This window comes from Pseudomonas pisciculturae (genome assembly GCF_015461805.1).
Classification (GTDB): domain Bacteria; phylum Pseudomonadota; class Gammaproteobacteria; order Pseudomonadales; family Pseudomonadaceae; genus Aquipseudomonas; species Aquipseudomonas pisciculturae.
In genome coordinates this window covers 106088-118408 of sequence record NZ_JACVZE010000003.1, presented here as the reverse complement: position 1 = coordinate 118408, position 12321 = coordinate 106088, and the positions used below count along the sequence as shown (strand labels likewise).

Sequence of the window (12321 nt, the reverse complement as noted above, 5' to 3'; positions counted from 1 at the left end):
CTTCATTTCCCAATGAGGTACTGCTTCATGGCTCACTCCCAAGCCCCGCTTCCTCCTGGAGATCAGGGGCGGCACTTCACGTTAATCATCAGTTTCATACCCAACGTATTGATCAGGGCGTCCGAGCAAAACCGGGGCGCCTTGCGCCAGCTCAAGCCTGAAATTCCCGCCTGGTACAGCAGCGCCACCCAAGCGCAAAAAGACACGCTCAAGACCTTTGTCGACGCCAGCTGGAACTCGTTGAATCAGTGGGACGCTCAGATGGCCAAGATCCAGACGGTCGTCGCGTTTACCAAGCCGCTGTTGGAAGCGGCCCTCAAGCGTGCCGGCCATGAACTGGATGTCGAGCAAACCTGTTTGCGGCTCTACGTCCCGGTGGAAGATGCCTTCGGTCGGCGCACAGGCGGGTTCAAGTCCAAGACGTTTACCCTGCTGCAAGCGGCGCTGAACAACTTTGAAGAGCCCGAGGCCGCGCCTGGGTTCTTCAACAGTGCCTCGGGATTTATCACTTGCCCTGACGATACGCTGGGGCATTTCGAGCGTGTGACAACCGCGCTCTCTATTGACGCATTTGCCACGCTTTGCCGTGAACTGGACCTAGGCAGAAAATACCACACCTACCTCCACACCCATGTGCGGCCTGGCGGTGCCATCGACCGGTCGCTGTTACGTTTGCGCTACACCACCTGGAAAAAAGACGCCCTCAAAGCGGCAGCGCATATGGCTTTGCTCAAGGGTGATATCGAGGCCGACGACTTTGCCTTGCTGCTGAGAGTAGCCAGCGGTGAAAAAGAGATCAAAGTCGGCGAAAAGCGCCTTATCTACAGCACGCCCTGCCTGATGAACCTGCCTCTACAGGGCTGTGTGCTTATGCAGCTTGTTGGCGAACATCGCTATGGCACGTGGTTTATCGCGTGGTTTCCCGACGACCCGAAACACCCCATCAAACGTTACGAGTCGTTTGCCGAGTTGCAGCAACAGATGACTGATCGCTTGAGCGTCGCCCCCAAAGAGAGTGATCGCTCCAAAGGGAATACGCCTACGCAGTACCAGACGTTCTTGAGCCAGTTCGTGGCAAAAAAAGATCGACCCTATTACTTTCGCCGATTGACCGAGTTGGTTGTGGACGCCCCACCGCAGACCTGGGCGGCGGGGTGGATGCGTTCTGAACAAGGCCAGTTCTGGTCAAAATTGCTGGCGCCAACGCCGATGACCTCGGTGTTGGGCGACCCTGAACACACCCTTCGAATCCCCGCCGATGGGTTGAACCTGGATATCCGTAGCATTGCGTTCCATGACCGTTGGATATTTATTGACCTGTGGCACGAGCTTTATGAGGGCCATGGCGCGAGATTGCTCGACGACGGCCATTCGCAAGCTATCCCGACTGCACAAGCCGACGCCAGCAACCGTGCTCGCCGCTTGTCGCACTACCTGGGCCTGGGCATGTTGGTATTGAACGCGGTCTCGATGCTGGTTCCGCCCTTGGGTTACGCGATGCTTGCGGTGACGGCCGCGCAATTGTTTTACGAGGTGTTTGAAGGGGCCCATGAGTTGAGCACGGGTGACCGTGAAGCCGGTTGGAAGCACCTGGGCGATGTGATCGAAAACCTGGTGGTGCTCGGGGTTGGAGGGGCGGTGTTCCATTTTACCGTGTCGCCGTTTATCGAGGGCTTGAAGGCCGTCAAGCTACCCAGCGGCAAAACCCGATTATGGAAGCCGGACCTCAAGCCCTACGTGCGCAATATCAACATCGCGCCCGATTCGGTGCCCTCGGCAGAGGGTTTGCACAGCCACGGCAGCGACAAGATCCTGGTGCTGGAAGGCAAGCCCCTGGAGCTGAAAAAAGACCCGTATCCCGGCAAGTACCGCATTCAACATCCCCGGCGGCCCGATGCTTATCAACCTGAGATTCGCCACAACGGCACCGGTGGCTGGCTCAATGAGGTGGAGCAACCGCTGAGCTGGGAGCAGCCACGTCTGATGCGGCGCCAGGGGCCGGCAATGGAAGGGTTTACCGACATTGAGCTGGAGCAGATTCGTATCGTCAGTGATGTGCCGGATGAAGTGTTGCGCCGTCTGCACACAGAAAGCGACCCCGCCCCGGCCTTAATGCTGGACACCTCCAGGCAGTTTCGCGCCTACGCCGACGCAGTGAAGGTGAGCGAGTTGATCCGCAACGGCGGTTTGCCCAGTCCGCTGGCACAGTATGCGGCGCCGTTGTCGACCGAGCTTCCCGGTTGGCCGACCTCCTGGGCTATTGAAGTCGTGGAGGGCGAAGGTGCGTCGGCACAGATCGTTCGCTTCGACGCTGGAAGGCCCTCAGCGGCCAATGTGCTCAACATCAGCGTGGAAGACCTCAGGGCCGGTAAATTGCCCGAACGGATAGTGGGTACGCTCAGCAAAGAAGAGGTTTCGCAAATACTGCGCAATGCCCATCAGTACGTTCCAGAGGACACGGTGCAACGTGCGGTGTTGCTCAAGACGGTGCTCGCCGATTTTTCGGTCGCGCAACGCGCGCGCGTGTTTGACAGTTTGTATGCCGACCAGACACCGCCCGCCGACCCGGCATTGCAAGTCTTGCAACGTGATTTCAAGGGATTGCCGAGCACGATGGGTCGTGAGTTGCTTGATGCTGCCCGCCCCGATGAACTGGCGTCCCTCAAGAACACCGGGAAAATACCCTTCAGGCTTGCCCAACAGGCGCGCAAGATGCAGCGCCAAATGCGCCTGGTGCGTGCCTATGAAGGGCTTTACCTGGACGCCCTGGCCAACCCGGATACCGAGGCCTTGGCACTCAACACCCTGGAAGCCCTGCCGGGCTGGCAGGACGATTTGCGCCTGGAGGTGCGCGAACTCACTTATGACGGGCGGGTACGGGCCAGTTTCGGCCCAGTCGATGCAACCAACCGTAAGGTAATTGTGTGGACCTCTCAAGGCCGCTATCAGGCATTCGATGAGGAGGCCAATTCACTTAACGTCATCAATAGCCTCTATGGTTCGATCCAGCACGCGCTGACCGACTCCCATCGACTGTCCCTGGGCCTGCCCCATGTCGGTCAAGGGCAGGCGTTGAAGACGTTGATCCAGCAACATGCCTTGCCTCGGCCACAACTGAGCAGGGTGCTGCATATGGTGCCTGAGAGCCGGCCGTTTTTCGTGCCGCCCAGTGCCTTGCCAGGCAATCGCGTCGGGTACCCGTTAAGTGGTCGAGGCGCTGGCCAGAGTGACTGGGACCGAATCACGCTGGAGCGCCTGCGCAGCCTGTACCCGGACTTTACCGATGAAAAATTGACGGCGCTGCGAGCTGCCAACGACCCCCATAACGATACGTGGCTCAAGGCGCTTGAGCGTGAGTACAAAACCCTGGATGCCACCCTGCAAACCTGGTTGAGCACCAAAATTGAAGGGGTGGGTGAGTTCGGCAGCCCTGCCTATCGTGAACAGTTGGGGATCAGGAGCGCTATTGTTCGTGCACTCAAGGATGCTTGGCGACAAATTGGCCCCAGGCACTATGACGCTACTGGCCGATACCTGGGCCAATTGATTCACTTGGAAGATGTGGCGATTCAACTGCAATTGCAAAGCTTGCCCGCATTGAGCGCCAACTTTTCACACGTTACCCGGCTGGATTTTTCGCGCACAGGCTTCAACGATGCAAACGTGCCCTTTCTGACGAACTTTTCCCGATTGATCAGCTTGAATCTTGAAGGGTGCGAGTTGACGCAACTGCCTCCAGCTATCACGCAGATGTCACGCCTTTGGGAGTTGGGGCTGGCGGAGAACCAGATCGCTCTGGATGCCGAGGCGGTCGCGCGGTTGAGGTCGCTGAGGCAATTAAGGCGGATCGAGCTGGACGGTAACCCTCTGGGCCTGGCGCCTGATGTCGGTCAAATGCCTGGTTTGCGAATGCTCTGGCTGGCCGACACCAGGCTGACGGGTTGGCCAGAAGGGCTCTTCTCGTCGCAACGCCCGCGCACATTCATGCTGGACCTGGGCGCGAACAGGCTCAGTCGCATCCCCGAGGTTGCCCCAGGGTCTGATCGCGCCGCCATTATTGCCCGCACGGTGGTTGACCGTGAGTTGTTGACGCCTGAAGTGTTGCGCGCAATCGACCGCTATGCCGAATCTACCGGTATTGACCCAACTCGGCAGTTCCCGCCCAAGGGGGCCGGGGACAGTTCTTTTTGGAAGGCGGGAATGACGCAAGAGGAGTGGCAAGCTAAACAGCCGGTATGGGAGGCCCTGGAAGATGCGCCCGGTTCGGAACCATTTTTTAACGAAATCAGAAAACTATTGAAGTCGTCCGATGCCGTCTCTGATGAATACAAGGCCGAGCTAACCGCCAAGGTGTGGCGCATGCTGGAGGCTGCTGACGCCGAACCCACGCTGCGCGACAGACTGTTCCTGATGGCCAAGGCACCGACTACCTGCGTAGACGCTGGCGCGCAGTTGTTCAACGCCATGGGGGTTGAGGTGATGGAGTGGGAAGCCCATGCAGCGGGCCGTCCCGCGTTGGTCAAGCTCGAACTGCTGGACTTGGCCAAGGGCAAGTCACGCCTGGACGAACTGGGCCGCATTGCCCGTGCTCGGGTGGCTGAGCTCAAGACGCAGGGGCGGCTATTTCCCGAATACGATGAGCAAGGGCATTTGATCACCCGCTACGACACCGAGGGCAATCCAGTGCGTACGCTGGATGAGGTGGAGATTTACCTGGCGTACACAACCGGGCTTGCCCAAACGCTGGATTTGCCTTGGCAATCCAGAAGCATGAAGTTTGACGAGCCTGATGTGACTCCCAGGATGCTGGATGACGCTTTTACGCGAGTCATCAGTCTGGAGGAGGGCGACCTGCTCAGGGAGTCACTGCTCAAGCAGGACTTTTGGCGAGTTTACCTTGAAGCGTCCAACGCCAAAGCGTTCGAGGTGGTGCTCAACAAAGGCAATGCGCTGGAAGATTTGCGGGTGGCACAAAACGCATGGGCCGCCGATGGGCGCTTATCGGGCACAGAAAAAGCCGCCTTGCGCAAAACCATCGACATGGCAGGGCGTACTTTGGGTAAGCCCACTCAGGATATCCGCCCTGGCCAGGTGATGACGGATGAGCAATACACCGCTGACTACGCCACGCTGGCCGAGGAAACCCAAAACATTTTGCGCAGGCTTTGCGACGAAGCGACTGGCCGGAAAAGCGCTGAAATCAAGCCATAACTATGCAGGCCATCAACACCGGATCGCTCGATAGGCTGGGGTCTTAACCTCACCTCAAGGACGATCCGTCATGTTACAACCCAACTCAACGGCCACGCTCGTCGGCGTGTTCAACGCCGACGCTCGCGGTGTTCATTACGACTTCCTGAAAGACCGCGTGCCTGCCTGGTTCAACCGCGCGAGCACGCAACGCCAGGAAGAACTCGCCAACCATGAAATGCACCAACTGCCCAGTTGGTATCGGGCCGTTTCAACTGAAGCCAAAGGTATCCTGGGAGACGCCCACACCCGCTATCGCGAGACGTTGAACACCATCGAAACTCGCCTGGGCAGCCTCACCGATATTGCGGACTTTGCTGAGAAGCTGCTGAAAGAGGCGATCAAAAAAGAATTCAAGCTGGACATCGATGTTCGTAACACCTACTTCGCCCGAAAGTACCGGGCATCACGCGGCCGCACCGACATGTTCGGGGCTTTTGTGTTGGAGCAGCGGGACAATTCGACGCTCAACGACCGGTATCAGGGCATTTCCCTGCTGGAAGCCGCACTGGCCAACTTTGAGCCTGACGATGAGCAGCCGCTGACCTGTGCCGATTGCCGTGTCATCACCACCTTCAGCGCATACGACGGCGAAATCATTCCAACGGTCTACGCGGTCACTTCCCAGGCCGTGGCCATCCCTGCGCATGCCTTTGCCAAGCTCTGCCGCACCCTGGACCTGGGCGCGCGTTATCAAGCACACCTCAAAGAGGTGCTGTACCCCGCGACGAAGGCCGAGCGCGATGCCCTCGACCAACAGCTGCAAGAGCATCACCGCCAGCAACTGGTGCTCAGCGTTGAGGTCGCCCATCTACAGCTCGTCACGGATCATCGCAGTGGCCGTGTTTTGGCGGGTATCAGCGACACTGCCTACGAGATGCTCAAGCAAGTGCTGGCCGATACGCCGAACGTGAGCCTGGATGGCCGGCGGGTCACTTTCGCGGCATTAAAAGTCTTCGGGATCGAGCTGGTCGGGCCCTTGCTGATCGGCCCGGATCGTGCTGATAGTACCCGGGTCGAACGTCTGCTGGTGTATCTCCCAAATGACCCACAGCAACCGCTCAGGGAATACGCCTCAAGCGCCGATTTCATGGCAGACCTCAGGACGCGCCTGCACAGCGCCTCTTACCGGCGCTTTTTCAGCCGGTTTATCCCCAAGCGTGAGCAGGGCAAGTTCTTCAAGCAGTTCAACCGGTTGTATCAGCCTGCGGGCAACGACGATGCAACGCTCGATTACCCGCTGCAGCCCAACCCTGGGCAATTGCATCTGGGTGAAAGGTACCTGTGGGGCAATCTGTGGGAGCGCATGGCCAACGCGCATACCTCGAAGATTTATGCCGATGCACGAGCGGTCGCCGTGCCGACAGGAGACGAGGATGCCAAGGCTCGAACCGAGCGGTTGCAAAGCTATCTCGATGCGGTACTCAGTATTCTAAACGTGGCTGCTTTTGTGGTGCCGGGCCTGGGTCCGATCATGCTGGCCGTTGGCGCGGCGCAGATGTGTTACGAGGTATACGAAGGGATCGCAGCGGCTGAGCAGGGGGATACGAAAGAGGCATGGGCACACTTCTCCTCGGTGGCACTCAATGTGGCGTTTTTTGCCGCCGGTGCCAAAGTGTTACCCAACGTCAAATACGTGAACACGCTGGATAATCTCAAACCGGTCACGATGCCGTCGGGCAAACAGATGTTGTGGAAGGCGGACCTTGACCCGTACGCGTCCACGGTCGAACTGGCACCGCAGTCCAAAGCCGACAAGCTGGGGCTGCATGCGGTCAACGACCAGACGGTGTTGCCGCTGGAGGGCAAGCATTATCAGGTCAAACAAGACGCCGAGACCGGCCAATACCGCATTCAGCACCCGTCACGGCCCGACGCCTATGCGCCAAAACTGGAGCATAACCATCAGGGTGTCTGGAGCCATGAGCTTGAAGAACCGTTAACCTGGGACGACCCTACACTGCTCAAGCGACTGGGGTTGGCCGAGCACGCGGATCAAGTCCGTATCAGCGGGGTAGAGCCGGATACCTTGCGGGAAACCTTCGTCAATCATGAACCGCTCCCGCGGGTGCTTGAGGAAACCCTCAATCGCTTCGAGATCCATCAAGCGCTTACGACGTTCGTCGAGCAGATGAACAGTACCGATCCACTGGTTTATGCAAAAGCCGACCCTGCGTTGCAACTCGACCTCATGCAGCGCCGTGGCCTGCTGCCCGACAGGCCATTGCTTCGGATCATGGACAGTAGCGCCAACGTTCTCTGGGAAAGCGCCGGCCCGGCGTCGATCCCAAGGAAAGTAGTGGCGCTGAGCCAGGGCAATATGGACCGGGGCGAACTGCTCAACGAGGTCCTGTACACCCTGCAAGGGGATGACCCTGCGCTTACGGAATTTCCCGGCGGCCCTCAAGACTCATTGCATTCGCGGGCTCAGCAACTGCGCCAGTTCATCGCCAGCACGGCGGCGTCTCTCAAAGGCACGTTGGTGGAAGAACGTTTCAAGGCCTTTACCCGCACCGATGATCCAGATGTTCAACGGGTGCTGGACGCTTATCCAAAACTGTCGCCAGCGGTGGCTGCGCATGTGCTTGAAACGCTGGGCGCTGATGATTTGCAGGTATTTCGCCGCACCGGTCGCCTGCCTGAAACCCAGGTCGCGCAAGCGCAGTGGTTTGAGCAGGAAACCCGCGTATCCCGCGCCTATGAAGGGTTGCACCTGGATACGTTGGCGGACATCGACAGCCAACGGCTGGCCTTGCGTACCCTTGAAACCCTGCCGGGGTGGCAGCGTGGAACACGGGTCGAGTTACGTCAGTATTCGGCGCAAGGGGCGACATTGGATGCCATCGGTTCCCCGGATATCACGCCGGCCAGGACGCTGGTTATCCAGGAGAACGGTGAGTTTTTGACCCAGGGCCCAGGGGACTTTTACACAGCGGCCTGGGAGGCAATGTCGCCCCTGGAGCAGCAGGCCATGGGCCTGAGTGACAGTTCGCAGCTCAAGCAAGCCATTAGGCAATCACCTTTGCCTCGGCCTCAATTACGCACGGTGCTGCTGGAACATCCGATCCTTAAGCCACCCTATGATCCTACGATGCGCCTGTTGGGCGGTGGGCCTGGATGTAGCCGATTGCGTCGTGTGAGTGACCGTACACTGCATTCTCCCGAGGCGCGGCTGCGCAAGCTCTACCCGGCGCTCAGCGAGGCACAAACGAACGAGTTCATTCGTTCAGCGGGCGTGAATATCTTCCGTGTACTCACGCGATTGGAGGCTGAATACGAGGCTTTGGACAACACGTTGAAAGCCTGGGTGACGGAACATGCACCGCAGTCGGCGCTGACCGAGTTTGACCGTGCTGGTGGTGCGGTGGCCGTCAAGGCCAATGAAATCAGGCGCTGCTGGCGCCGGGAGACGGGGAATAAATTAAGCCTGTTAGGCCCCGTTTCGGACCTTCCATTACCGGCCTTGAGCGGGGATTTTAGTCATGTCGAGACGCTTGAGTTGCGATTCTTCAAGTGGTCGGAGAGCGGCGACACGTTCCTCAAACAATTTACTCAGGTTAAACGTTTGGAGATCTTCAGTTGCAAGCTTACCGAGGTGCCGGCGACGGTCGCTGACATGCAAGGCTTGACCTCTTTAAAGCTGCCACGAAATCAAATCCGACTGACCCCGCCAAATGCCACAAGACTAAGCGGTCTCAGTGGCCTTGAGACGCTTGACTTGCACCTCAACCCGCTGGGCACCTCCCCGGATGTCAGCGCGATGACCCGGCTCAAAGAGCTGAATCTTTACGCGACGCAACTGGACCAGTGGCCAGCGGGCTTGCAGAACCTTGCCGCTGCGGAGTCGATCGACCTTGAGTTCAACCAGTTACGCGAAGTACCCCAGGCTCACTTGAACCCGCCGCTCGAACGGGTAGAGGCGATGGCCAGGGTCAATCGCGTCACAACGCTGCAGGGGAATCCTTTTCCCGAGGATTACTGGCAGATATTTGATGCGTACTGGAAGCGCTTGGGTGAGACCCGGCCCGATTTGGTCGAGGGTGCGAGAATTGGAGCGTTTGACTCTGGCAATCCCAGGTTCGAGGCTGCGCGGCAGATCTATCAGGTCTTATCCGATCAACCGCTCAGGGAGATCATCTGGCGCCTGGGCGAAGGGGCGGATGTGGAGTTGGCCCGGCTCAAGCAGGAATACGATTCGCTTACCACTCAGCTTCAGGCCTGGGAATTCTCCGGACGTGGTGCGAATCAGCGGTATTTGCGGCCGCATTTGTTTGATTTCGGTACGACGATTCAGGATGCCCGTTTCGAGGCGGGGCAGCGCATTCTGAAGTGCTGGAGACGGCAGACGCCTCAAGTGCACGCCACCGACGGTACACCGATTGGCCTTGAGCTCGACCTCAGTGGCCTGAACCTGCCGAGCCTGCCGGACCTGGACACTGACTTCAGCCATGTCGGCTCGCTCAAATTGAGCCGCATGAACCTGGCCACGTCTCCTGAGGGGTTTCTCGCAAGGTTCCAGGGCGTGCGCTGGCTGGATTTGTCTGGCAACCAACTGCGTGAATTACCGCCAGCTTTGGGGGGAATGCCGGGGTTGACGCGTCTGTTTCTACAGAACAACCGTATTCGCTTGAGCCCGGAAACGGCCAGGATATTGTCGGAACGTGTGACGCTCAGGGCGTTAATCGTCAATGATAATGACCTGCGTATTTCCCCCGATTTCAGCCAGATAACCGATATGCGCACGCTCAATATGGCGCACGCAGGTCTGACTGCCTGGCCGACCGGTTTGGCCGAGCAACCGCTGCTGGACCGCATAGACCTCATCGGCAACCAGATGACGACGATCCCGGCGTCAGTCATCTCGCCACCGCAAGAGCTTCTGGCCCAGAGTGCACGGGTCAATAACGTAACCGACGCGAGCGGCAATCCCTGGTCAGAGGCCACATTGCAGCAGGTGCGAGAGTATGGCGAGCGCCTTGAGCAGGCCGGATTAGCCTCGCCCAATCAACCCAATCGGCTGGTCGCTTCTGTGCCTTTGAACGCAAGCCGTGTCGCCGCTCGAGCGGTGACTTACGATGCACCGTTCCAACGCTGGTCCGCAGGCTTGTCCACCGAGCAGGCGGCTACCAGAAAAGCCCAGTGGGATGATCTGCGTGGGCAGGCGGGCACAGACGGCTTCTTCAATGTACTGCGAGACCTGCAAGCGGCGGGCGCAGGTCATGAAGACCTTCAACGGCGAGTGTGGGAGGTCATCGACAGCATCACCGAAAACTCCGCCGAATCCGAAAGCCTGCGCGAGCAAATGTTCGAGTGGTCGGGCCGGGCAGCCTGTTGCGATCGTGCCGCACTGTCTTTCAGTAACCTGGAAATCATGACGATGGTTTACAAGGCCAGGCTCCAGGCTATGGATTCAACCCAGGGTGTCGCGCTGTCAACCTTGTCCAGAGGCATGTTCCGACTGGACGAAGTCGAGAAGGTCGCGTTGAACGACATCGATCAGCGCAGAACCAAGATTAACAACAACCTGAACCTGACGACGGAGCAAAGAAACCACCAGTTGGCACAATTGGAGGAAGTCGAAATCAGGTTGGCCTATCGCTATGGCCTAAAGGATCGGCTCCAGTTGCCAGGGCAACCATCGCAAGTCAGGTTCACGGCGCTGGGCAACGTTACCCAAGCGATGCTGGACGCGGCCTACGACAGAATCGTCGCGTTGGATAACTCGCCTGAAGAGTTTCAGGCGCTGCTGTCCCGGGAATTTTGGCAGGACTACGTGACCCAGAAATACCGGCCGCAATTCGAGTCACAGGGCAAACCTTACCAAGAGGCGCTGGCCGCTTTGCACGAGAGCTTTTCCGACGGCAGTCTCACGGCCACCGCGTATGACGCACAGGCCAAGGACTTGCAGGCTCGCCTTGTGATTGAAGATGCGGCGTTGATCGATGCGCTGAGTCGCCAAGAGATCGCTGAGCGCCTGCTGCCTCGAGAGCCCCTTCAAACCCTGACGGACCCCACTGAGCGACCTGGATTTGCGTTGGCGCTGTCAGAGGCGCAAGCCATTGAGTTCAACGGCAAGCGGTATTTTATAACGAGCATGCCGGATGCCGGTGATGGGCAGCATTACCTGCTACGGGTGCAGAGCCCCAATAACCCGTTCGAATTGGCCAGCAGTGGGATTGTGGCCAAGCCCGATGTAAAAGGGGTTTGGAGGCGTAGAGGCCAGGTCGGGGGGATGCGCACGGATTCGTCTGACGATGAGTTTGAACCGGCATCGGAGTCCATGCCGGTGTCGCCCTACACCTCGGCAGAACTGCGCTTCATGAGGCAGGAGACGCACTTTGCAACCCTGACCAATGAGCTGGGTACGTATAACCGCGCCAACAACGGTAAATACCCACTGCGTGATCTTCAGGGCAGACCCATTCGCATCAAGGGCCTGGAGACACAGGCAAAAATGGAATCGGGTCGTACCTACTCTTCGGCACCACTCAAACCGTACATCAGGTTTGAAGGGTATGAGCGCGTCGGGGCACTGTATGAAGAGAAGCTGCAGTGGCGAACGTTCACCGCCGAAGACGTGAAAGTCCCAGGGGAAAAAGCGTTGATCGGTCAATCGATGGTGGTTGCCAACCGCCGTATCGCTAAAGGGGAAACCGTCGGTCTTTACGGCGGTGTCATTATTCCCCCTGGCGTGTCTGTCGCTTCGGAGAGTACGTTTGGCATGGTCGTCGGCCACCAGATGAAACCGGATTCGCTGACCCTAGAACCCGAACCCATTTTTATCGTGGGCGACAACATCACGTCCAGAATCAATACCAATTTCGAGTATGACGCCAGTGGCAAGCCGATAAGGCAAGCGCCGGGTGGGTACAACGTCGAGGGTGTGCCTTTTCACATTGAAGCCGAACATTCGACCAGTCGCCCAGGTGTCAGAACACCCTATATGCTGAATGCCGTGTTTGCGACTGAAGACATCCCGGCCGGTGTTGAGCTGCGCATGGACTATGGGTATAGCGAACGAATGATCAGTATCAAGTTTCCCTGATCCTGCTTGCTGACGATCAACCCTGA

The 12321-nt window shown here is 58.3% G+C and carries 2 protein-coding genes; both read left to right on the top strand.

Going from position 1 to position 12321, the window contains the following annotated elements; genetic code table 11:
• Positions 1-27: 27 nt before the first annotated feature.
• The gene (locus tag ICY20_RS09595; protein ID WP_194937362.1) at positions 28-5211 is read left to right on the top strand and encodes an NEL-type E3 ubiquitin ligase domain-containing protein; all 5184 of its coding nucleotides are present in this window, start codon (positions 28-30) and stop codon (positions 5209-5211) included.
• A 70-nt stretch (positions 5212-5281) separates the two neighbouring features.
• The gene (locus ICY20_RS09590) at positions 5282-12295 is read left to right on the top strand and encodes an NEL-type E3 ubiquitin ligase domain-containing protein (RefSeq protein ID WP_194937361.1); all 7014 of its coding nucleotides are present in this window, start codon (positions 5282-5284) and stop codon (positions 12293-12295) included.
• The last annotated feature ends 26 nt before the right edge of the window (positions 12296-12321 follow it).

Excerpts from the sequence above, each read along its gene's own strand:
- ICY20_RS09595 (WP_194937362.1), top strand. The coding sequence starts at position 28 with ATGGCTCACTCCCAAGCCCCGCTTCCTCCTGGAGATCAGGGGCGGCAC.
- ICY20_RS09590 (WP_194937361.1), top strand. The coding sequence starts at position 5,282 with ATGTTACAACCCAACTCAACGGCCACGCTCGTCGGCGTGTTCAACGCC.